The sequence below is a fragment of the Novosphingobium kaempferiae genome (genome assembly GCF_021227995.1).
In the GTDB taxonomy this organism is placed as follows: Bacteria; Pseudomonadota; Alphaproteobacteria; order Sphingomonadales; family Sphingomonadaceae; genus Novosphingobium; species Novosphingobium kaempferiae.
This window is the reverse complement of record NZ_CP089301.1, coordinates 2,552,602-2,573,242: the sequence shown is the minus strand read 5'-3', so window position 1 is coordinate 2,573,242 and position 20,641 is coordinate 2,552,602. Positions and strand designations below refer to the sequence as shown.

Here is a 20,641-nt window from a genome sequence, read left to right as displayed (position 1 = left end):
CCCACCGCATGGATTGCTTCGCTACGCTCGCAATGACGAAGGGTGTCCGGATCGTCATCGCGCGATCCACGTAAGAGGCAGCCCAAAGAAAAAGCGCGCCGCCCTTTCGGACAGCGCGCCTCTCGTTCCCGGACCGACCGCTCAGATCAGCGGCACTGCAGGCCGCCCTTGTCGATCTCGCGGCCCAGCGCGCCGCCTGCCACGCCGCCGAGGATCGCGCCGAGGGTGCGGTCGCCGCGCCCGGCGATCTGGTGGCCGGCCAGCGCGCCGACGCCCGCACCGATGATGAGGCCGGTCGTGCCGTTGTCGCGCTTGCAATAGTAGCGCCCGTCGTTGCCGCGCCATGCGCGGTCGTTACGGGTCATGCGGTGGGGTTGGCGATAGCGGCCACGGTCGTCGTAGCGGTTGTCACCGCGCCAGCCCCGACGGTCGTCGCGGCGATTGTCGTGGCGGTCCCAGCGATCGTTGCGCCCGTCGCGGTCGCGGTCGGCCCAGCGCGGCGGGTCAGCCAGCGCAGGCGTGATCGGCAGGGCGGTGACGGTGGCGGCGAAGGCGGCCAGCGCCAGCAGGGACTTCTTCATGGTACTTCTCCTGCGATGTGCATTCGTGAATTCCGACGTCCGCTCTGGACCGCGGCATGACAACCGGCGATGAACCGCGCGCCGGTCTGCCGGTTGGCGTGACGATGCGGGGCGTGCCTGCGATCAAACGTTCAAAAGTGCAAATAGCTGCATGAGGATATGTGATGCTTCTCGATCTGGTCGACGTCTTCGGTTCCGGTCCGCTCAGCGGCAACCCGCTGGCCGTGGTGCGCGGCGGCGAGGGGCTGAGCGACGCGCAGATGCTGCGGTTGACGCAGTGGCTGGGCTTTTCGGAGACGACCTTCCTGCTGCCGCCGACCGACCCGAGGGCCGATTATCGCGTGCGCATCTTCTACCCGGCGGGCGAACTGCCCTTCGCCGGGCACCCGACGCTGGGCACTGCGCATGCGTGGCTCGCCGCCGGGGGCGCTCCGCATGAGGCGGGGCGCGTGGTGCAGGAATGCGGCATCGGCCTCGTCGAAGTGCGGCAGGAGGAGGGGCGGCTGGCGTTCCGCGCGCCGCCGCTGATCCGCTCCGGCCCGCTGGATGCGGAGGATCGCGCCGACGTGCTGCGGCTGACCGGCGCGCGGGAGGAGGATGTCGTGGCGGCGGTCCACGCCTCCAACGGGCCGGGCTGGAAGCTGCTTCACTTGCGCACGGCGGAAGCGGTCCTGGCGGCGGAGCCGGTCGCGAAGGCACCCAAGGGCACCGATGTGGCGCTGCTCGGCCCCTGCGAGCCGGGCGGTGCGGCGCAGTTCGAGCTGCGCGCCTTCTTTGCCGATCCGGCGGGCAAGATGGTCGAGGATCCCGTCACCGGCAGCCTCAACGCGGCGGTGGCGCAGTACCTGTTCGCGGAGGGGCTGGCCGAGGGCAGCTATGTCGCGGCGCAGGGGCGCAAGGTGGGGGCGGACGGCCTCGTCTACTGCACGCAGGATGCGGCGGGCGAAGCGTGGATCGCCGGGCGGGTGGAGACGGTTTCGACCGGCGGGGTGCTGGCGTAAGCGATATGGTCGTCATCCCGGCGAAGGCCGGGACCGCGGGCCGTGAACAGCATGCCCATCGGCAGGGTTCCCTGACGACGGGCTGCGTCTAAAGACAGCCCACGGTCCCGGCCTACGCCGGGATGACGAGTGTCTCACCCCACCTTCTTCGGCAGCGCGATTTCCGCCGTGCCGGTACACATCGTCGTGCCCTTCTGGTTCTTCATCAGGTGCTTCACATGGACGAGGTGGCGGCCCCGGTCGTCCACCGACTTCTCGGTGACTTCCGCCGTCTGGATCGTCACGTCGCCGGTCAGCGCGGGCCCGCGATAGTTGGCGACCGAGTGGACCACCATGCCGTGCTGGCCTGCCCAGCCGGACAGGAAGTCCGTCACCCACGATCCCATCGACGCGCCGTAGCCGTAGCCGCGCGGCATGCCGATGCGGCGGGCGTACTTGGCGAAGAGGTGCCCGCGCGACGGGCCGTAATAGGCGCCATCGGTGAGGAAGGGGTTCACCTTCAGCATCTCGGGGTCGTTCTCGTACCCGGCCATCTCGCGCGTGAAGCCGAGGCCCTCCAGATCCTGCTTGCGCAAGTCCAGCGTGCCCCAGGTGTTGACGATATAGGCGCGCCACTCGGTCGCGAAGCTGGCGATGGAGTGGGGGCCGAAGACGCGCTCGGGCAGCTGGTCGCCCACCGCCACGTCATCCCACCAGCGCTCCTTGTTGCCGAGGTCGTGGAGCATCTTCACCCAGGCGAAGCGGCGCTCCTCCATCTCCTCCTGCGCCGCGTCGGTCCATTCGGGCTCCTCGAAGTCGTCGGTCTTGACGTTCTCGCCGCCCGCCGCCGCGCGGTAGCGGATCGAGGTGGAGCGCTGGCGGGCGATCTCCTCGCCCTTCTGGTTGGAGTAGTTGTTGTCGCCGCGCTGGAAGCAGGTGGGGCCGAAGCCGGTCTGCTTGACGGTGTAGTCGAACGGCACGCGGGTGTTGGTGACCACGTCGCCCGGCTCGATGCGCGGGCCATGGAACCACCACTCGTCGCCGCCGAACAGCAGGTGCGAGTTCTCGATCTTGCCGACGCAGGCGGGCGCGGCGCCGTGGCCGTCGTCGGTGGCGATGGCGAAGCTCTGCGGCGCGACGAGGCGGCCCCAGGTGCTCGCGGCGATCGTCGCCGGATCGAAGTGGGCGAGGTTGGGATAGTGCATCGCATGGACCCAGCGGCGGATGTCGTTGGGGGCGATGACCTCACGCAAGGGCGAGAAGTCCATCGGCTTGCCTAGGTAGTTGTCGATGTCGGAAGTGTCGAAGTCGTCGCTCATATGTACTCTCGGAACTGGCGCCTAGAACTGGCGGATGCCGGTGGCGTCCTCGGCGGTGAAGACGGGCAGGGGCTCGACGGCCTTCATCATCAGCAAGGGCAGCACGCGCTCGGTCGACGTCTGGTAGCCCGCGTAGAAGGGGTGGCAGTCGATGAAGAAGTTCCAGACCTTCTCGCGCTCGGCGCCCTCGGGCTCGCGCCAGGTCGCGCGGTAGGCCTGCGTGGCGATCTGGAAGTCGACCCGCTCGTCCTCGATGATGTTGAGATACCAGGCCGGGTGGTGGTCCGCCCCGCCCTTGGAGCCGCAGACGACCACCTCGCCGCCGATGTCGGCGTAGCAGAGCGGGGTGATGAAGACCTTGCCGCTCTTGCGGCCGACGTACTTGACCAGGCAGTGCGTCGCGAAGGACCGGCCGCCGACGGGCGTGAGGTCCATGATGTGCCCTTCCGCCCCGCCGGAGCGCAGGTACATCTCGCGATGCTCGATGCTCCAGTCCTTGCGCGCGTCGCGGATCGCGGCCGACGTTTCGTCGCTCATGGGCTTCTCCTCTCCTCCAGCCGTGGGGAAAGGATGGCCGAGGCCATGCGCGCGCGTCCAACCCCGAATGGGGACGGGGGCGAGTGATCGCTCGGGCGGTTGGGGCTCTTACCTCGTCATTGCGAGCGCAGCGAAGCAATCCAACGCCACGTGCCGATCCTGGATTGCTTCGCTGCGCTCGCAATGACGAAGCGGTTTACGTGCAGGCCTCAATCCGCTGGCCAGCCCACGTGCGAGAGCAGGTTGTCGACGAAGGCCTCATGCTCCGCGTGCGTCGCGCCGCCGGGACGCAGCAGCACGTCGGTGCGGTAGCCCGTCACCGCCGACACCGTAAGCTGCGTCAGCCTGCGCGCTTCCTCCTCCTCGAAGCGGGTTGCGAAGAACGAGGCGATGGCGCAGCGCAGCTTGGCGGGGCCGCGGGTGTAGAACGTTTCCTTGATCTCCGGGAACCGCTCCCCCTCGCTGACGACCAGCCGGTAGAGCAGCACCGAGTTCTCGCGCAGCAGGCAGTCGATGAAGCGCAGGCACGCGCGGCGCAGGGCGGGCACGGAGAAGCTCTGCCCGGTCAGCACTTCGTCGATATCGCGCGCGAAAGTCTCGACATGGAGGTCCACGGTGGCGGCGAAGAGATCTTCCTTGGAGGAGAAATGCGCCCAGAGCGTCGCCTTCGACCCGCCGAGCGCGTCGGCGATCGCCGACATCGTCGTCGTGGCGTAACCTTGTTCGAGGAACATGCGCGAGGCGACGCCGACGATTTCCGCGCGCTTGCGCACCTTGTTGAGCTCGCGCTTCGAGAGACCTGTCTTTTCTGCCATGGTGTACTCTTCAGTACAGTTTTTGATTGACAGCCGCAACCCATGAAACGATTAAAGCCGTACCGATGAGTACAAAATTCTCCTCCCGAGTCGCGACGGCCGCGCTGCTGATCGCCACCACCTCGCTCGCTGCGTGCGGCGCGCCCAATCTTGGGCCGCGTCCCGAGCTGCGCCCGCCGTCGAGCCTCGACAGTGCGGCCTCGATCCAGGGCACGTCCGCCGAATGGCCGCAGGAGCGCTGGTGGACCGCCTATGGCGATCCGCAGCTCGACGGGCTGGTGGACGAGGCGATCAGGAATTCGCCCGATGTCGCCACAGCGCTCGCCCGCATCCGGCAGGCGCAGGGCGCGCTCGAATCCTCGCGCGCGGCGCTGCTGCCGCAGATCGGCGCATCGGGCTCGGCCTCGGTCGAGAAGCAGAGCTACAACAACGGCACCCCGGCCGAAGCGCTGCCCAAGGGCTGGAAGGACTATGGCATGCTCGGCGTGTCGGCCAACCTGACGCTCGACATCTGGGGCAAGAACCGCGCGCTGCTCGCCGCCGCCACGTCGGCGAGCGAGGCCGCCGTCGCCGACGAGCGGCAGGCCGAACTGGTGCTCGCCTCCGAAGTGGTGTCCTCCTACTTCGATCTCGGCCGCCTGCTCGAACGCCAGAAGGTGCTCGAAGCGACGCTGGCGGCGCGCGAAGGATCGGCCAAGCTGACCGGCCAGCGCGTGCAGCAGGGCATCGACAACCAGAGCTCGTCGCGCCAGTCGAACGCGCTTGCCGCGCGTGCCCGCGTCGATGTCGCCGCCAACATGGAGCAGATCGACAAGCGCCGCCACGCGATCGCCGCGCTGATGGGCGCCGGTCCCGATCGCACGCTGACGCTCACCCCCCCGCCGATCGCGACGATAGAGCCGACCCCGGTGCCCAGCGACGCGGGCATCGCGCTCGCCGGTCGCCGCCCCGACATCGTGGTGGCGCGCAAGCTGGTGCAGGCGGCGGACAAGGGCGTGGAATACGCCAAGAAGTCGTTCCTGCCGGACATCTCGCTCAGCGGGCTGATCGGGCTCAGTTCGCTCGGCCTCTCGCACCTGTTCGACGACGGGTCCGACTTCGGCAACGCGGGCGCGGCGGTCAGCCTGCCGATCTTCCAGGGCGGCAAGCTCTCGGGCCAGTATCGCCTTGCCCGCGGCGGCTACGACACCACCGTCGCCAGCTACAACAAGGCCGTGATCGGCGCGCTGCAGGAAGTCGCCGACGCGCTTTCGGCGCGCACCTCGGCTGCCGAACAGGAGCGCCACGCGCTCGTCGCCCGGACCGAGGCGGACGCCGCCTACGACCTTGCGCTCCAGCGCTACAAGGGCGGCCTCAGCACCTACATCGACGCGCTGAGCGTCGAGACCACCGCGCTCGACACCCGGCTTGCCGCCGTCGACGCCCACTTCGCCACGCTCGCCAGCGAAGTCGCGCTCAAGCGCGCCCTGGGCGGCGGTTACGCAGACGATTCAGCCAAGAAAGCCACGACCGATGAGTGAACAGAACGCCAGCGGAGCCGAATCCGGCAGCGTGGTAGACAAGAGCAAGCGCAAGAACCTCCTGCTCGGCCTCGGCGGCGCGGTGGTGGTGATCGGCGGGCTATGGTTCCTGTATGAGGAGTTCATCGCCAGCCGTTCGGTCTCGACCGACAACGCCTATGTCGCGGCGGAGAACGCGCAGGTCACGCCGCTGACCTCGGGCCGCGTGGTCGAGGTGCTCGTCACCGACACCCAGCCGGTGCGCAAGGGCCAGCTCCTGTTCCGCATCGAGGATGCCGACCAGAAGATCGCGCTCCAGCAGGCCGAGGCCAATCTGGCGCAGGTCGAGCGCAAGTACGGCCAGTCGCTCGCCAACAACGCGGCGCTCGGCGCGGCTGCGGGCGCGAACGAGGCGCAGATCAACACCGCGCGCGCTGGCCTCGCCTCCGCGCAGGCGACGCTGACCAAGGCGCAGGAAGACTACAAGCGCCGCGCCGCCCTCGCAGGCTCGGGCGCGGTCTCGGCCGATGAGCTGACCTCGGCCCGGCAGGCGCTGGACTCGGCGAAGGCATCGTATCAGGAAGCGCAGGCCGCCGTTTCGCAGGCGCAGGAAAACGCCCGCAGCGCCCGCCGTCAGGAAGAGGCCGCCGTGGCGCTCACCAAGGGCACCACGCAGCAGACCGCGCCCGAAGTCCTCGCCGCGCAGGCGCAGCTGGCGCAGGCGAAGCTGGACCTCGAGCGCACGGTGGTACGCTCGCCCATCGACGGCGTGATCGCGCGCCGCACCATTCAGGTCGGCCAGCGCATCCAGACCGGGCAGGCGGCGATGACCATCGTGCCGGTCGCCCAGCTCTACGTCGATGCGAACTTCAAGGAAGACCAGCTCGGCAAGGTCCGCTCGGGCCAGAAGGCGACGCTGACCTCCGACTTCTACGGCGGCGACGTGGAGTACCACGGCAAGGTCGTCGGCTTCTCGGGCGGCACCGGCGCGGCGTTCTCGCTGATCCCGGCGCAGAACGCGACCGGCAACTGGATCAAGGTGGTGCAGCGCCTGCCGGTGCGCATCCAGCTCGACCCCAAGGAGCTCAAGGAGCACCCGCTGCGCGTCGGCCTGTCGATGGAAGCCGAGATCGACCTGACGGACAACGACTGATGGCTGGTGGCGCTCCGGCTGCTGCGGCGCAGGGGGGCGGGGCCGCTCCGCTGACCGGCGCCAGGCTGATCCTCGCGGGCTTCGTGCTCGCGATGGCGAACTTCATCGTCGTCCTCGACACCACCATCGCCAACGTCTCCGTCCCGCACATCGCGGGCGGGCTGGCGGTCTCGGTGTCGAGCGGCACCTGGGTCATCACCTCCTATGCGGTGGCGGAGGCGATCTGCGTGCCGCTGACCGGCTGGCTCTCCGGCCGGTTCGGAACCTTGCGCGTCTTCATGTTCTCGCTGGTCGGTTTCGGCGTGTTCTCCACGCTGTGCGGCCTGTCGGGCACGCTCTCGGCGCTGGTGATCTTCCGTCTCGGGCAGGGCCTGTGCGGCGGCCCGCTGATGCCGCTGACGCAGACGCTGCTGCTCAAGGTCTTCCCCAAGGAGATGCAGCCCAAGGCCATGGCGATGTGGGCGATGACCATCGTCACCGCGCCGATCGCCGGCCCGATCCTCGGCGGCTACATCTCCGACAACTGGTCGTGGGAGTGGATCTTCTTCATCAACGTGCCGATCGTGGCGCTGATCTTCTTCGGCGTCTGGGTGCTGCTGCGCGGGCAGGAAACGCCGACGCAGAAGCTGCCGATCGACAAGGTGGGCCTCGCGCTGCTCGTCATTTTCGTCGGCGCGTTCCAGATGATGCTCGACCTCGGCCGCGACGAGGACTGGTTCTCGTCCACCAAGATCGTCGCGCTGGCCTGCATAGCGGCGGTGTTCTTCGTCGCGTTCCTGATCTGGGAACTGACCGAGGAGCATCCCATCGTGAACCTGTCGGTGTTCCGATACCGGGGCTTCTCCGCCTCCACGCTGTCGCTGACGATCGCCTTCGGCACCTACTTCGCCTCGATCGTCATCATCCCGCAGTGGCTCCAGACCTCGATGGGCTACACCGCGACGGAGGCGGGCAGGGCGATGGCGTTCAGCGGCGTGCTGGCGGTTGTCGCCTCACCCTTCGTACCGGCGCTGATGAAGCGGTTCGACCCGCGCCTGATCGTCTTCGTCGGCGTGTCGTGGATCGGCATCTGCTCGCTGATGCGCATGACATGGTCGACCGAGATCACCTTCTGGACCATCGCCATGCCGCAGCTTCTGCAGGGCGTCGGCGTCTCGCTGATGATCGTGCCGCTGACGACGATCAGCCTCAGTTCGGTGCAGCCGCACGAGACGGCGGCGGCGGCGGGCATCGCCAACTTCGGACGTACCCTCGCGGGCGCCGTGGCGACGGCCATCGTCACCACCATCTGGAGCGACATGGGCCGCGAGCGCGGCGCGGAACTGGCGGGCGTGCTCAACGGCGCGGACGCCACGTCGGACATGCTCCAGCAGCAGGGCTACAGCGCCGAGCAGGCGCGCGGCGTGATCGCGCGGCTGGTGGAGAACCAGGGCGTCGCGGTCGGCACCGCCGAACTGTTCGGCATCTGCGCCATCGCCCTGTTCATCGCCGCGACCACCATCTGGCTGGCCCCGCGCCCGCCCAAGGGCGCCAAGCCCGCCTCCGGGCACTGATACAAGAACAGCCGGCGTCTCCCTCCCCCTGTCCCGGGAGACGCCGGCGCGACCGGCCGGACCGAAAGCATAGACAGCCCCCCGTCCCCCCGCTTTCGATCCGGCCGGCGCACCATCTGGTCCGATACGCCACTTGCAGGATGTCATGGCAGTCCCCATGGCTCTGCCATGCAGCACGAAGCCCCCTCCCGCGACGCGCGCCGACAGGCCCCCGCCACCGCGCGCAACCGCGATCCGATCCTTGGTGTTCTGCGCGAGGCGCTGCCGGTCTCGGGCCGGGTGCTGGAGATCGCGAGCGGCACCGGCGAACACGCCGTCCACTTCGCCGCCGCCTTCCCGGACCTGCTGTGGCAGCCCACCGACCCCGACCCGCAGGCGCGCGCCTCCATCGCTGCATGGCGCGAGGATGCAGGGCTGGCGAACCTGCTGGACCCGCTCGAACTCGACGCCGCCGGTGAATGGCCCGTCGCTGAGGCCGAGGCGGTGGTCTGCATCAACATGATCCACATCAGCCCCTGGTCCGCGACCGAGGGCCTGATGGCAGGCGCGGCGAGGGTGCTCGACAGCGGCCGCCCACTGGTGCTCTACGGCCCCTATAGCCGCCACGACCACCCCCTAGAACCGAGCAACGCCGCCTTCGACGAAGACCTCAGGCGCCGCAATCCGGAGTGGGGCCTGCGCAGCGTCGAGAGCGTCCACGCCTGCGCGCTCGATCACGGGCTTGAGTTTGACCGGCTGGTGGAGATGCCCGCGAACAACCTGATGCTGGTGTTCCGGAAGCGGTAGGGCTCAAAGCATTACTCACCCAGCGAAGCTCCGCCGGACCAACCTTGGCAGCACCAGCGCCTGACCCACGGCCCGCCCGCCGAACAACACCGCGAACGCCGCCCAGAGCCCATGGTTGCCGAGCGGCTGGAGCGCCCACAGCAGCACGAGGTAGGCCGCCATCGCCGCCGCCATCGTCCCCAGCATAGCCCGCGTCCATCCCGCGCCGACGAACACCCCGTCGAACACGAAGGACGAGACGCCTAGGATCGGCAGCACCGCCAGCCACGGCGCATATTCCGCCGTCGCCGCGATCACCGCCGGGTCCGTGCTGAACGCCCCCGCGAGCCGGGCGCCCGCCAGCGCATAGACTGCCGAAACGCCGAGCCCGGTCACGCCGCCCCAGATCAGCGAGGCGCGCACGGCGGCGGTGAAGCGGGCGCGGGCACTGGCGCCAAGGGCCTCTCCGCAGAGCACTTGCGCGCCGCTCTCGAACCCGTCGAGCAGCAGCGTCGCCAGCATGAAGAGCTGGAACAGCACGCCGTTCGCCGCCAGCGTCACCGGTCCGGCGCGCGCGCCGACGCGGGCGAACAGCAGGATCGATCCGGTCAGCAGCAGCGTGCGGATGAACAGGTCGCGGTTCAAAGCGAAGAGCTTCGCCAGTTCCGTCCGAGCCCATGTGCCCTTGCGACCGATGGCGGAGAGAGCCTCGCGCGCCGCACCCGTGCGCATCACCACGGCGGCGAGCAGCGCGAACTTGAGCAGTTCCGAACTCACCGTCGCCATGGCGACGCCCGCGACGCCCCAGCCGACGACGAGCACCAGCAACAGGTCGAGCGCGATGTGGACGAGGTTCGCGGCGATCTCCACGATGAGCACATGGCGCACCTTGCGCCGCCCGATGAGCCAGCCCACCAGCACGCAGTTGGCCAGCCACACCGGCCCCGCCCAGTAGCGGATCGCGACGTAGCTGCGCGCAGCCTCGCGCACCGGCCCCTCGGCGCCCAGCAGGTCGAGGCCGAAGGGCAGGGCCAGCGGCATCGCCATGAGCAGCACCGCGCCGATGCCGAGTGCCACGGCCATCGCGCGGGCCAGCGTCTCGCCCCCGTCGCCGTCGCCGCGTCCCGACCCTTGCGCAGTCAGCGCCACGGTGGAGGTGCGCAGGAAGTTGAAGACGTTGAGCAGGCCCAGCATGAACTTCGCGCCCAGCTCCACCGCCCCCTGCGCGGGCGCGTCGCCGAGGCGACCGATCGCCCACATGTCGGCGAGGCCGAACAGCGCGGTCGCCACGTTGGTCAGCATCGCCGGAAGCGCGATGGACCAGAGCTGGCGGGCGGTACTGGAGGACGGGGTGCTCAGGATGCGGGCCGATCGCAGGGGTTGGAAGGCCAAGCCGTATCGGACGCGCCGAATCCGGGCAACCGCCGCGAATCACGCAAGTGCCGGAATGAAGGTCGAAGAGGGTGCAAGCCTATGTTGCACCGCACAACCTGTCCCAATTAACAATAAGCAAACACCCTAAGTAGGGCTTGTTAAGTCGAGGAAAATCAGGAAGGTTACGGAGTGTTCGGAGCTTTGCAGGCCTGCTGCAGAAGCGAAAGAAATCGGCGCGCCGGAGTGATTGGATCATCCCCGGCGCGCTCTCTCCCAACACCGGTAAGGTTACAGGAACCTTTCACCGACCACATTGCACAAGAATTCGGCTTTGGCAAAGCCCGAATTGCATCCGATGCTGCGCAGCATGCAGAAAATTCGTTTATGGTTTTCCCTAGCGTTTCTGCGGTGTTTCTTGTCCAGCGTTGTCACTCGCACAGTCATCGGGGCGATCAATTGACGCCCCCGGTTGCGCGTCATCCGATGCGATGATCCCATGTCCTCAAAGGAGAGGGCGATGACGCACAATGTCGAAATCGGCATGGATCTGAAGCAGCAGAACGCGGACCCGGCTGGCTGTCTGGCGGCGACGGATGCGCAGGCGCGCCGGGTAGAGACGCCCTGCGGCGGGGGTACGATGGTCTGGCGCATCTGGGGCGCGGATCACCTGCCGCCGCTGGTGCTGGCCCACGGCGCGCAAGGATCGTGGACGCACTGGGTCCGCAACGTCGAGCGCCTGTCCCGCCATCGCCGCCTGATCGTGGCCGACCTGCCGGGCCACGGCGATTCCGCCATGCCGTCGACCGAAGATCATCCGGGCATCTCGGCGGCGCTGGCGACGGGGCTCGAAGCGATCCTCGGACCCGAGCGCCTGCCGGTGGACTTGTGCGGCTTCTCCTTCGGCGGCGTCGCGCTGGCGCATCTGGCCGCGCTTCATCCGCAGGTGGCGCGGCGGCTGGTGATCGTCGGCTGCGGCGGGCTCGGCACGCCGATGGGGCACCCCCGGCTCGGGCGGATCAGCGGCCTCGTCGGTGAGGCGCGGCGGGAGGCGCTGAAGGGCAACCTGCTCGGGCTGATGCTCCACCATCCCGAGAGCGCGGACGATCTCGCCATCCACATGCTGCTCCCCACCGCCAAGGCCGCGCGCCTCCACGCCGCGCCGCTGGTGGTGCCGGACAAGCTCATCCGCGTGCTGCCCGAAGTGCGCGCGCCGGTGGCCGCGATCTGGGGCGAGCACGACCTCCCGCACCCGGACCCGGCGGCGCAGGAAGCAGCCCTGCGCTCGGTCCAGCCCGATGCCGGGTTTCGGGTGATCGAGGGCGCGGGGCACTGGGCCATGTACGAGAGGCCCGAGGCGTTCGAGGCGGCCTTGCTGGGTATTCTGGCGCGGGATGAGCGCTGCGCCGATGAGGCTTCGACAAGCTCAGGGTGAGCGGGGTTAGTGTAACAACCTATCAACTCGGCTCAGGCTGAGCCTGTCGAAGCCCCCGGGCCATACGCAGCCCTTCACCTCACCACACCAGCGGCAGATGCTCCGGCCCGATGACGCCGCCGGGGCGGTACTCGATCCGGGTGCCGGGCTTCACCGAGAACGCCGGGATGCGCTTGAGCCATTCCTGCAGTGCGATCTTCACCTCAAGCCGGGCGAGGTGCGCGCCCATGCAGCTGTGGACGCCCACCGTGAAGGCGAGGATCGTCTTGCGCGGGCGGTCGAAGTCCACCTCCTTCGGGTTCGGGAACACTTCCGGGTCGAAGTTGCAGGACGGCAGGATGAAGGTCACGCGGTCGCCCTTCTTCATCTGCACGCCGCGCATCTCGTGGTCCTTGTCGAGCACCCGGCCCGAGAACGTCACCGACCAGCGGCGCAGCAATTCCTCGACGATCCGGTCGATGTCCTGCGGGCGCGAATGGATCTCCGCCAGCTTGTCCGGATTCTCGGCCAGATAGAGCCAGATGTTGTTCAGCGTCGCGAAGACGGTGTCGAGCCCGGCGATGAACAGGAAGCAGACGAAGCCGAAGATCTCCTTGTCGGACAGCGGCACGCCGTCGGGCGCGGAGTGGGCGATGCGGCTGACGACGCCGTCGTCGGGGTTGGCCTTCTTCTCCTCGATGGCCTGGCGCAGATAGGCGGTGATCTTGCCCATCGTCTCGCCCATCACGGCGCGGTCGTTGGAGTGGAGCAGCTTCATCGCCCAGTCCACGAACTCGTCGCGCATGTCCTGCGGCAGGCCCATGATGTCGAGGAACACCGTGACCGGCAGCGGGCGGCCGTAGTCCTCGGTGAACTCGCACGTCCCCCCGGCCGCGACTTTGGCCTCGATCTCGTCGATCAGGCCGTTGGCCCGCTCGCGGATCTGGGCTTCCAGCTTGAGCACGCCCTGCGGGCTGAACACGGGGTCGACGATGTTGCGGTACTTGCGATGGTGCGGCGGGTCGATCTCGATGGGGATGAAGTAGAAGTAGTCGTCCGGATCGCGCGGGAAGGGCGTGGCGCCCTCGTTTGAGAAGATGTCCGGGTGGCGCAGGCCGAACAGCGCATCCTCATGCTTGATGAGGTGCCACATGTTCCCCATCGGGCTGACGTCGTAATAGATCGGCGGCTGCTTCTCATGCAGCGCGGCCATGAAGTCGTGCGGGTTGGCGAGGAAGTCCGGCCCGACCGTCAGGCCCGACTGGCGCACCAGTTCGGGCGGGACGTGGTCGGGCACCTGATCCATCCCGACGTGGCGGGGGAAGCTGGGCGGAACGGGGTTGGCGGCGTCGATCGGCATCGGTCTTCCCCTTCCTCAGAACTGCGTTTCAGGCAGGTGGACGATCAGCCCGTCGAGCGCCGAAGTCATCTCGATCTGGCAGGAGAGGCGGCTGCTCGGGCGCAGTTCGGTAGCGACCGCGTCGAGCAGTTCGGCCTCGGTGTCGGAAGCGGGGCCGCCGACGGTATCGACCCAGTCTTCGTCGATGTAGCAATGACAGGTCGCGCAGGAGAGGCCGCCGCCGCATTCGCCGACGATGCCCTCGATCCCGTTGTAGAGCGCCCCGCGCATGACGTTTTCGCCCAGCGGCACATCGACGCGCGTCTCGTGCCCGTCGTGATCGACGTAAGTGACCTGCGGCATGGAATCCTCTCTTCTCTGTCCTGCGAGAACGTCGTTCTCAACCTTGTACGCGCGCGGCGGCGGCAAAGTCAACCTGGGCCGATGAGCGTCACGGCAGGACAGGGCTGGACCACGACGATGCGCGGGCGTAGCGGAGAGCGGATGGTCACTGCATATCCGCCGCTCTACACGATGCCCGATGCCGCCGCCGCGCTCGACGGGGAGGGCGACCGCACGCGCCTGCTGATCCGCACCGCCTACGACCTGCTCGACGAGTCCGGGCTGGAGGGCCTCACCATCCGCGCCGTGCTGGCCCGCGCAGGGCTGGCGCGGCGGGCGTTCTACGAGCGGTTCCAGGGCAAGGACGATCTCGTGCTGGCGGTGTTCGACAGCTCGCTGCGCGCGGCTGCGTTGCAGTTCCGGGAGATCACCGGGCAGTGCGACGGGCCGGTCGAGGCGCTGCGATCGATCGTCACGGGGATCGTCGTCGGCCAGTTGGGACAGGATCGCATGGGCGCGAACCGGCGCGGCGCCGCGCTCAGCCGCGAGCACCTGCGGCTGGCGCAGACGCGCCCGGCGGAGCTGAACTCGGCGCTGGAGCCGCTGCTGGACCTGATCGCCGGGCACGTCGGCGAGGGCATGGCGGGCGGCGTGTTCCGGCAGGCGGACGCCCAGTTGCAGGCGCGGCTGATCTACAACCTCGTCTCGACCACGGTGCATACCGTGCTGCTGGCGGAGGAAGAAGGCGTCGCGGATCGCACCGTCGATCGCACTGGGCGCGAGGAACTGGCGAACGAGTTGTGGGACTTCTGCCGCAGGGCCATCGTGGCCTGAGCATCGTCATTGCGAGCGTAGCGAAGCAATCCAGCGGCACCGCGCCGGGCTGGATTGCTTCGCTACGCTCGCAATGACGATTTGTGGGGGAAGGCCCCCATTCCCAAGTCCCGTCGCCCCTGCGAAGGCAGGGGCCCATCAGGTCCATAGCCACGGCACCTTGCTTGCTGTGAGGCTGCCAGTTTGGGATGGGCCCCTGCCTTCGCAGGGGCGATGGGGTAGGGGGAGCCCCGCTTAGCCCACCAGTCGGACCGGGCTCGCCTGGTTCACCACCGCCGGAGCGGCCTTGCCGAACAGGTAGCCCTGTCCCTGCGTGCAGCCTTCGTCGCGCAGGTAGTCGCGCTCGATCTCGCGTTCGATCCCCTCGGCGGCGACGGTGAGGCCGAGGCTGCGGCCAAGGCCGATCACGGCGCGGATGACCGCGCGCGAGCTCGCTTCGTCGTCGAGGTTCAGGATGAACGACTTGTCGATCTTGATCTTGGTGAAGGGGTAGTTGAGCAGATAGCTCAGCGAGGAATAGCCGGTGCCGAAATCGTCGAGCGAGATGCCGATGCCGAAGGCGCGCAGGTTGCGGATGATGGCGGAAGGGCGCGGGCCCTTTTCCATCAGCACCGCCTCGGTGATCTCAAGCTCCAGCCGTTCGGCGGCGAGGCCCGAGGTGGAAAGCGCGTTGATGACCGTGCTCAGCAGGTTGCCGTTGCGGAACTGGAGGGGCGATACGTTGACCGCCACCTTCACATGGTCCGGCCAGCCCATCGCGGCGGTGCAGGCGCTGCCCAGCACGAAGCGGCCGATCTGGTCGATCAGGCCGATCTCCTCGGCCAGCGGCACGAAGACGTCGGGCGGCACCGCGCCGCGCTCCGGGTGGTGCCAGCGCAGCAGCGCCTCGTAGCATTCGACTTCGCCGGACTGGAGATCGACGATGGGCTGGTAGTGGACCTCCAGCCCGCCCTCGCGCACGGCGGCGCGCAGGTCGATTTCGAGGCGGTTCTTCTCCTGCGCGGCGGCGTCCATGCCCGCCTCGAAGCTGCGGCAGGTGCCGCGCCGCTCGCCCTTGGCGGCATAGAGCGCAAGGTCGGCGTAGCGCAGCAGCGTTTCCGCATCGCGGCTGTCGTAGGGGGAGGAGGCGAAGCCGATGGTCGCGCCGATGTGGATCATGTGGCCCTGCACGAAGAACGGCTCGGACAGGGTGGTGATGATCGACTTGGAGACCAGTTCCGCCTGCGTGAGGCTGGACCGGCGGAAGATCAGCGCGAACTCGTCGCCGCCGATGCGGCACAGCAGCGCCTCGGGCGGGATCAGGTCGCGCATCCGGCGCGCGGCTTCGGTCAGCACGATGTCGCCGAAGTGGTGGCCGTAAGTGTCGTTGACCGGCTTGAAGTGGTCGAGATCGACGAGGGCCAGCGTCACCGTCTCGTGCGGTCCGGCCTGCTCCAGCACTTCGCGCAGGTGCTGGCGGCAGTGCGGGCGGTTGGCGAGGCCGGTCAGTTCGTCGTGCCGCGCCATGTGGGCCATGCGCTGCTCGATGCGGCGGCGCTCGGTCACGTCGAAGATAGAGACGATGGTGCCCGCGAAGCCCTGGATGTCGGAGGTGCGCGTGGCGATCACGGTTTCGAGGCAGGCGCCGTCGCGGCGGAGCATCTTCCAGCAGTCGCCGGTGTCGGCGCGGTCGGTTGCGAGCATATCAGCCGCGCGTGCCCGCACTGTTTCGGGGAAGAGGTGCCGGGCGGGCAGGCCCGCCATCTCGTCGGCGGAATAGCCGAACAGGCTGCAGGCGGATTCGTTGGCGGCGCAGATGCAGCCGCTGTCGATGTCGTAGACGAACATGGCGAGCGGGTTGCGCTCGAACAGCAGGCGGAAGGCGGCTTCCTTCTGCTTGAGGTCGGTGATGTCCACGCGCACCCCGATGGTGCCGCCGCTGCCGAGGCGGCGTTCCTCGATCATGATGCAGTTGCCGTTCGACAGCCACTGCTCATGACGCGTGCCGGGCTGGCGCAGGTGCTGGAGGCGGCTGGCGAGCCACTCCTCTTCCTGCCCCAGCGCTTCGGGATAGTCGCCCCGCGCGATGCCGATGCGCAGCGCGTCGCCCAGCTTGACGCCCGGCTTAAGCAGGTCCGCCGACTTCTCGTAGATCTCGGCGTACTTCTCGTTCCAGAGGATGTAGCGGTCCTCCTCGTCGAGGAAGACGAGACCCTGCGGGATCGCCTCTATCGCCTCGCGCAGCCGGGTCTCGGCCAGCGATGCGGCCTGGAGAGCGGTGTCGAGCGAACGCAGGTCTTCCCCGTCGCCGGATGCGACGCAAGGTTCCTTGCCCGTAATGTCGTGTTCAAGCCCCAAGTACACGCGGTTCCCCACCTGGTTTCACGCAGGCTATGGGCGAGAGGGTTAAAATTCTGCCCTATGGCGACAGCGATGTGACGAGCCGGATCGCGGAAATTCAGGGCTCTACGGGATGAATTTTTGGTAAGGGATAACGCAAATGGCCCGCCGCACCGGGGTGCGACGGGCCAAGCTTTCCTCCCCAGGAAATTGTGTTCAGTCCGGTCCTAAAGTGTGGCTTCGGACCGTTCGGCGCCTCAACGCCGGATGGCGCTGCCGAGGCGGTGATAGAGGTTGGAGTACTTGGACGAGATCGGATCGTCCTCGTGCGCCTTGAGATAGTAGACGACGGCTTCCTGCAGCAGCTTGAAGTCCTCGTTCGAGAGCACCGCGCGAGCGCGGGTCGGTTCTGCGGTCATGGTGGTCATGCTATGTCCTTTCCTTGCTTTGCGGGGTCTTTCCCGATGTGCCGGAGGGGCTGTCCCTCCGGCTTCCTTCTCGAAACTCTTCACTTCGTCATCGCGAGGACCGAAGGTCCGTGGCGATCCAGAACGGCGTTCCGCTGCGCTGGATTGCTTCGCTACGCTCGCAATGACGAACGCGGGGGTGGGCCGCCTCAGGCGGCGAACTGGTTCCCCGGCCGCCTCAGGCGGCGAACTGGTTCCCCGGCCGCCTCAGGCGGCGAACTGGTTCATCGTGTTGCGCGCGCCGCCTGCCTTGAGTGCGGCTTCACCGGCGAAGTATTCCTTGTGGTCGTCGCCGATGTCGGAGCCGGCCATGTTCTGGTGCTTCACGCAGGCGATGCCCTGGCGGATCTCCTGACGCTGCACGCCCTTGACGTAGCCGAGCATGCCCGCCTCGCCGAAGTACTCCCTGGCGAGATTGTCGGTGGACAATGCCGCGGTGTGGTAGGTCGGCAGGGTGATCAGGTGGTGGAAGATGCCCGCCTCGCGCGCCGCGTCCTTCTGGAAGGTGCGGATACGCTCGTCGGCCTCGTCCGCCAGTGCGGTGCCGTCGTAGTCGATGCTCATCAGGCGCGCCCGGTCATAGGCCGAGACGTCCTTGCCTTCGGCGCTCCACAGGTCGAACACCTGCTGGCGGAAGTTGAGCGTCCAGTTGAAGCTGGGCGAGTTGTTGTAGACCAGCTTGGCGTTCGGGATCACCTCGCGGATGCGGCTGACCATCCCGCCGATCTGGCCTATGTGCGGCTTCTCCGTCTCGATCCAGAGCAGGTCCGCGCCGTTGCGAAGGGCGTGGATGCAGTCGAGCACGCAGCGGTCCTCGCCGGTTCCCGGGCGGAACTGGTAGAGGTTGCTGGGCAGGCGCTTGGGCTTGAGCAGCTTGCCGTCGCGGCTGATCAGCACGTCGCCGTGGCCGACCGTCCCGATTTCCTCGCAGTCGAGGAAGGCGTTGTACTGGTCGCCGATGTCGCCCGCCTCACGGGTGAAGGCGATCTGCTTGGTCAGGCCCGCGCCGAGCGAGTCGGTGCGCGCCACGATCAGGCCCTCATCGACGCCCAGTTCCATGAAGGCGTAGCGGACCGCGCGGATCTTCGCGATGAAGTCCTCGTGCGGGACCGTGACCTTGCCGTCCTGGTGGCCGCACTGCTTCTCGTCCGAGACCTGGTTCTCGATCTGGATGCAGCAGGCGCCCGCCTCGATGAACTTCTTGGCGAGGAGGTAGGTCGCCTCCGCATTGCCGAAGCCCGCGTCGATGTCGGCCACGATCGGCACGACATGCGTCTCGTAGGCGTCGATGGCGTGCTCGATGCGCTTGGCCTCGACCTCGTCGCCGCTGTCGCGGGCCTTGTCGAGATCGCGGAACATGCCGCCAAGCTCACGCGCGTCGGCCTGGCGCAGGAAGGTGTAGAGTTCCTCGATCAGCGCCGGAACGCTGGTCTTCTCGTGCATCGACTGGTCGGGCAGGGGGCCGAACTCGCTGCGGAGCGCGGCGACCATCCAGCCCGACAGGTACAGGTAGCGGCCCTTGGTGGTGCCGAAGTGCTTCTTGATGGAGATCATCTTCTGCTGGCCGATGAAGCCGTGCCAGCAGCCGAGCGACTGCGTGTAGTTGGCCGGGTCGAGATCGTAGGCCGCCATGTCCTGACGCATGATGCGCGCGGTGTAGCGGGCGATGTCGAGGCCGGTCTGGAAGCGGTTCTGCAGGCGCATGCGGGCGACCGATTCCGCCTCGATCCCGCTCCAGTGGGATTCGGTGCCGATCGTCTGTCCGGCTTCGATGATCTTGCTCTGGTAGGTCACGGTCGGGAATCCTCTTGCGTAACGATGTTGCGTTCGATGACGCCGAGGTAATCGGAACTTTCGCGGCGCGGAACTGCCTGCGAGGTGCTGTTGTCAAACTTTACAGATGTTCCTTGTAAAGTTGTGTGGTTGTGACAGAATGGCCGCAAATGGCAGAAAACCGTCCCTTATACTTAGGTCCAAGGCTGCGCCGCCTGCGCCGGGAACTGGGCCTGACCCAGCAGGCCATGGCCGACGACCTGGAGATCTCGCCCAGCTACGTCGCCCTGCTGGAGCGCAACCAGCGCCCGGTCACGGCGGACATGCTGCTGCGCCTTGCGAAGACCTACCGCCTCGACATTGCCGACATCGCGGGCGACGACGGGGAGGACTACGGGAGGCGGATCAATGCGGTGCTGCGCGATCCGATCTTCGCCGATATCGACCTGCCCGCGCTGGAAGTGGCGGACCTCGCCACCAGCTTCCCCGGCGTGTCCGAGGCGCTGCTGCGGCTGCATCAGGCTTATGTCCGCGAAGCGCAGGCATTGGCGGAACAGCGCGCCGCCGGGCCGATGGCGGACGAGAACGAACCCGTGCGCGAGGCGCAGCGCTTCCTTGCCGCCAACCGCAACTACTTCCACGCCCTCGACACCCGCGCCGAAGAGCTTGCAGCGGAGATCGACAAGACGGGCGGCGCGACCGAGTGGCTGGCGAGCAAGGGCGTGCGGGTACGCCTGCTGCCGCCCGACGTGTTGATGGATTCGCTGCGCCGCTTCGACCGGCACAACCAGCAACTGCTGATCGCCGATACGCTCGACGCATCGAGCCGTGCGTTCCAGATCGCCACGCATATCGCGCACACCGCGCTGCGTTCGGAGATCAAGCAGACCATCCGGGCCGAGGCGTTTTCCAGCCGCACCACCGCCACCCTGCTGCTGCGTGCGCTGGCGGGTTATGCCGCCGCCGCCATTGTCATGCCCTATGGCCGCTTCGCCCGCGCGGCGGACCAGCGCCGCTACGACATCGACGCCCTGTGCGCGCTGTTCGGCGCCAGCTTCGAGCAGGTGGCGCACCGCCTCACCACGCTCCAGAGGCCGGGCGAGGAGCGCGTCGGCTTCTTCTTCATCCGCGTGGACGAGGCGGGCAACGTTTCCAAGCGGCTGGACGGCGCGGGCTTTCCCTTCGCGGCCCATGGCGGGGGATGCCCCTTGTGGAGCGTGCATCAGGTATTCCGCCGCCCCGGAGAGATCGCGACGCAGTGGCTGGAACTGCCGGGTGGGGAGCGGTTCTTCTCCATCGCGCGAACCGTCACCGGCGGTGCGGCAGGCTACGACGGCCCGCGTGTCCTGCGCGCGGTGGCGCTCGCCTGCGCGGCGGATCAGGCGGGGCGGCTGGTCTATGCGCGCGGGGCGGAACCCGCGACCGCGCCGGTCACGCCCATCGGCGTCACCTGCCGCCTGTGCCAGCGCGCCGAATGCACCGCGCGCTCGGTCCCGCCGATCGGGCGCGACGTGCTGGCGGACGACTACCGGCGTGCCGCGCAGCCTTATACGTTTGCGGAGAGTTGACGGGGGTTTTTA

The 20,641-nt window shown here is 68.0% G+C and carries 18 protein-coding genes; 8 read left to right on the top strand and 10 right to left on the bottom strand.

The window, feature by feature from the left end:
* Positions 1–146: 146 nt before the first annotated feature.
* A complete protein-coding gene (locus LO787_RS11625; protein ID WP_232495987.1) occupies positions 147–581 on the bottom strand; it encodes a glycine zipper 2TM domain-containing protein in 435 nt (144 codons plus the stop codon).
* Positions 582–745: 164 nt separating this feature from the next.
* Between LO787_RS11625 and LO787_RS11620 the strand changes: the two genes are divergently transcribed.
* On the top strand, positions 746–1,582 hold the full coding sequence (locus tag LO787_RS11620; protein WP_232495986.1) for a PhzF family phenazine biosynthesis protein: 837 nt from the start codon (positions 746–748) through the stop codon (positions 1,580–1,582).
* A 134-nt stretch (positions 1,583–1,716) separates the two neighbouring features.
* Here LO787_RS11620 and LO787_RS11615 read toward each other — a convergent pair whose 3' ends face one another.
* From LO787_RS11615 to LO787_RS11605, 3 genes are all read right to left on the bottom strand, one after another.
* Entirely contained in the window at positions 1,717–2,880 is a 1,164-nt protein-coding gene (locus tag LO787_RS11615) for an FAS1-like dehydratase domain-containing protein (RefSeq protein ID WP_232495985.1), read from the bottom strand.
* Positions 2,881–2,901: 21 nt separating this feature from the next.
* On the bottom strand, positions 2,902–3,417 hold the full coding sequence (locus LO787_RS11610) for a nitroreductase/quinone reductase family protein (RefSeq protein WP_232495984.1): 516 nt from the start codon (positions 3,415–3,417) through the stop codon (positions 2,902–2,904).
* A gap of 209 nt (positions 3,418–3,626) precedes the next feature.
* Positions 3,627–4,232: a TetR/AcrR family transcriptional regulator gene (locus tag LO787_RS11605; RefSeq protein WP_232495983.1), complete on the bottom strand. Its 606-nt coding sequence runs from the start codon at positions 4,230–4,232 to the stop codon at positions 3,627–3,629.
* A gap of 65 nt (positions 4,233–4,297) precedes the next feature.
* Between LO787_RS11605 and LO787_RS11600 the strand changes: the two genes are divergently transcribed.
* The 4 genes from LO787_RS11600 to LO787_RS11585 all read left to right on the top strand — a co-directional run bounded on the left by LO787_RS11600 (position 4,298) and on the right by LO787_RS11585 (position 9,223).
* Entirely contained in the window at positions 4,298–5,752 is a 1,455-nt protein-coding gene (locus tag LO787_RS11600; RefSeq protein WP_232495982.1) for an efflux transporter outer membrane subunit, read from the top strand.
* Complete coding sequence (locus LO787_RS11595; RefSeq protein ID WP_232495981.1) at positions 5,745–6,884, top strand: HlyD family efflux transporter periplasmic adaptor subunit; 1,140 nt, start codon at positions 5,745–5,747, stop codon at positions 6,882–6,884. Before LO787_RS11600 ends, LO787_RS11595 begins: the two co-directional genes overlap by 8 nt.
* Positions 6,884–8,437, top strand: a complete 1,554-nt coding sequence (locus LO787_RS11590) for a DHA2 family efflux MFS transporter permease subunit (RefSeq protein WP_232495980.1) — start codon at positions 6,884–6,886, stop codon at positions 8,435–8,437. Before LO787_RS11595 ends, LO787_RS11590 begins: the two co-directional genes overlap by 1 nt.
* Positions 8,438–8,605: 168 nt before the next feature.
* Positions 8,606–9,223 (top strand): DUF938 domain-containing protein, encoded by a 618-nt coding sequence (locus LO787_RS11585; RefSeq protein WP_232495979.1) that lies wholly within the window; start codon positions 8,606–8,608, stop codon positions 9,221–9,223.
* A 15-nt stretch (positions 9,224–9,238) separates the two neighbouring features.
* Here the strand turns inward: LO787_RS11585 and LO787_RS11580 are convergent, their stop codons facing one another.
* Positions 9,239–10,594 (bottom strand): MATE family efflux transporter, encoded by a 1,356-nt coding sequence (locus LO787_RS11580; protein ID WP_232495978.1) that lies wholly within the window; start codon positions 10,592–10,594, stop codon positions 9,239–9,241.
* A gap of 499 nt (positions 10,595–11,093) precedes the next feature.
* On the opposite strand from LO787_RS11580, the gene LO787_RS11575 reads away from it, so the two are divergent.
* On the top strand, positions 11,094–12,008 hold the full coding sequence (locus LO787_RS11575) for an alpha/beta fold hydrolase (RefSeq protein WP_232495977.1): 915 nt from the start codon (positions 11,094–11,096) through the stop codon (positions 12,006–12,008).
* Between the two features lie 79 nt (positions 12,009–12,087).
* Here LO787_RS11575 and LO787_RS11570 read toward each other — a convergent pair whose 3' ends face one another.
* Together LO787_RS11570 and LO787_RS11565 are read right to left on the bottom strand one after the other, a co-directional pair.
* Positions 12,088–13,347 carry a cytochrome P450 gene (locus LO787_RS11570; protein WP_232495976.1) on the bottom strand — a complete coding sequence of 420 codons (1,260 nt, stop codon included), beginning with the start codon at positions 13,345–13,347 and terminating at the stop codon, positions 12,088–12,090.
* Positions 13,348–13,362: 15 nt separating this feature from the next.
* Positions 13,363–13,689 (bottom strand): 2Fe-2S iron-sulfur cluster-binding protein, encoded by a 327-nt coding sequence (locus LO787_RS11565; protein ID WP_232495975.1) that lies wholly within the window; start codon positions 13,687–13,689, stop codon positions 13,363–13,365.
* Positions 13,690–13,770: 81 nt separating this feature from the next.
* Between LO787_RS11565 and LO787_RS11560 the strand changes: the two genes are divergently transcribed.
* Entirely contained in the window at positions 13,771–14,502 is a 732-nt protein-coding gene (locus tag LO787_RS11560) for a TetR/AcrR family transcriptional regulator (RefSeq protein WP_232495974.1), read from the top strand.
* Between the two features lie 234 nt (positions 14,503–14,736).
* Here the strand turns inward: LO787_RS11560 and LO787_RS11555 are convergent, their stop codons facing one another.
* The 3 genes from LO787_RS11555 to LO787_RS11545 form a co-directional block, all read right to left on the bottom strand.
* On the bottom strand, positions 14,737–16,845 hold the full coding sequence (locus LO787_RS11555) for a putative bifunctional diguanylate cyclase/phosphodiesterase (RefSeq protein WP_232495973.1): 2,109 nt from the start codon (positions 16,843–16,845) through the stop codon (positions 14,737–14,739).
* Positions 16,846–17,078: 233 nt separating this feature from the next.
* Complete coding sequence (locus tag LO787_RS11550) at positions 17,079–17,249, bottom strand: hypothetical protein (RefSeq protein WP_232495972.1); 171 nt, start codon at positions 17,247–17,249, stop codon at positions 17,079–17,081.
* A gap of 246 nt (positions 17,250–17,495) precedes the next feature.
* Entirely contained in the window at positions 17,496–19,082 is a 1,587-nt protein-coding gene (locus LO787_RS11545; RefSeq protein WP_232495971.1) for an isocitrate lyase, read from the bottom strand.
* 149 nt (positions 19,083–19,231) lie between these two features.
* Here LO787_RS11545 and LO787_RS11540 point away from each other — a divergent pair, with 149 nt between their 5' ends.
* Positions 19,232–20,629 carry a helix-turn-helix domain-containing protein gene (locus LO787_RS11540; RefSeq protein ID WP_232495970.1) on the top strand — a complete coding sequence of 466 codons (1,398 nt, stop codon included), beginning with the start codon at positions 19,232–19,234 and terminating at the stop codon, positions 20,627–20,629.
* Positions 20,630–20,641 lie beyond the last annotated feature (12 nt).

Bases quoted from the DNA above. Each gene is read 5' to 3' on its own strand.
- LO787_RS11550 (WP_232495972.1), bottom strand. From the start codon at position 17,249: ATGACCACCATGACCGCAGAACCGACCCGCGCTCGCGCGGTGCTCTCG.
- LO787_RS11590 (WP_232495980.1), top strand. From the start codon at position 6,884: ATGGCTGGTGGCGCTCCGGCTGCTGCGGCGCAGGGGGGCGGGGCCGCT.
- LO787_RS11595 (WP_232495981.1), top strand. From the start codon at position 5,745: ATGAGTGAACAGAACGCCAGCGGAGCCGAATCCGGCAGCGTGGTAGAC.
- LO787_RS11610 (WP_232495984.1), bottom strand. From the start codon at position 3,417: ATGAGCGACGAAACGTCGGCCGCGATCCGCGACGCGCGCAAGGACTGG.
- LO787_RS11605 (WP_232495983.1), bottom strand. From the start codon at position 4,232: ATGGCAGAAAAGACAGGTCTCTCGAAGCGCGAGCTCAACAAGGTGCGC.
- LO787_RS11585 (WP_232495979.1), top strand. From the start codon at position 8,606: ATGCAGCACGAAGCCCCCTCCCGCGACGCGCGCCGACAGGCCCCCGCC.
- LO787_RS11570 (WP_232495976.1), bottom strand. From the start codon at position 13,347: ATGCCGATCGACGCCGCCAACCCCGTTCCGCCCAGCTTCCCCCGCCAC.
- LO787_RS11560 (WP_232495974.1), top strand. From the start codon at position 13,771: ATGAGCGTCACGGCAGGACAGGGCTGGACCACGACGATGCGCGGGCGT.
- LO787_RS11540 (WP_232495970.1), top strand. From the start codon at position 19,232: ATGGCAGAAAACCGTCCCTTATACTTAGGTCCAAGGCTGCGCCGCCTG.
- LO787_RS11615 (WP_232495985.1), bottom strand. From the start codon at position 2,880: ATGAGCGACGACTTCGACACTTCCGACATCGACAACTACCTAGGCAAG.
- LO787_RS11625 (WP_232495987.1), bottom strand. From the start codon at position 581: ATGAAGAAGTCCCTGCTGGCGCTGGCCGCCTTCGCCGCCACCGTCACC.
- LO787_RS11620 (WP_232495986.1), top strand. From the start codon at position 746: ATGCTTCTCGATCTGGTCGACGTCTTCGGTTCCGGTCCGCTCAGCGGC.
- LO787_RS11600 (WP_232495982.1), top strand. From the start codon at position 4,298: ATGAGTACAAAATTCTCCTCCCGAGTCGCGACGGCCGCGCTGCTGATC.
- LO787_RS11565 (WP_232495975.1), bottom strand. From the start codon at position 13,689: ATGCCGCAGGTCACTTACGTCGATCACGACGGGCACGAGACGCGCGTC.
- LO787_RS11575 (WP_232495977.1), top strand. From the start codon at position 11,094: ATGACGCACAATGTCGAAATCGGCATGGATCTGAAGCAGCAGAACGCG.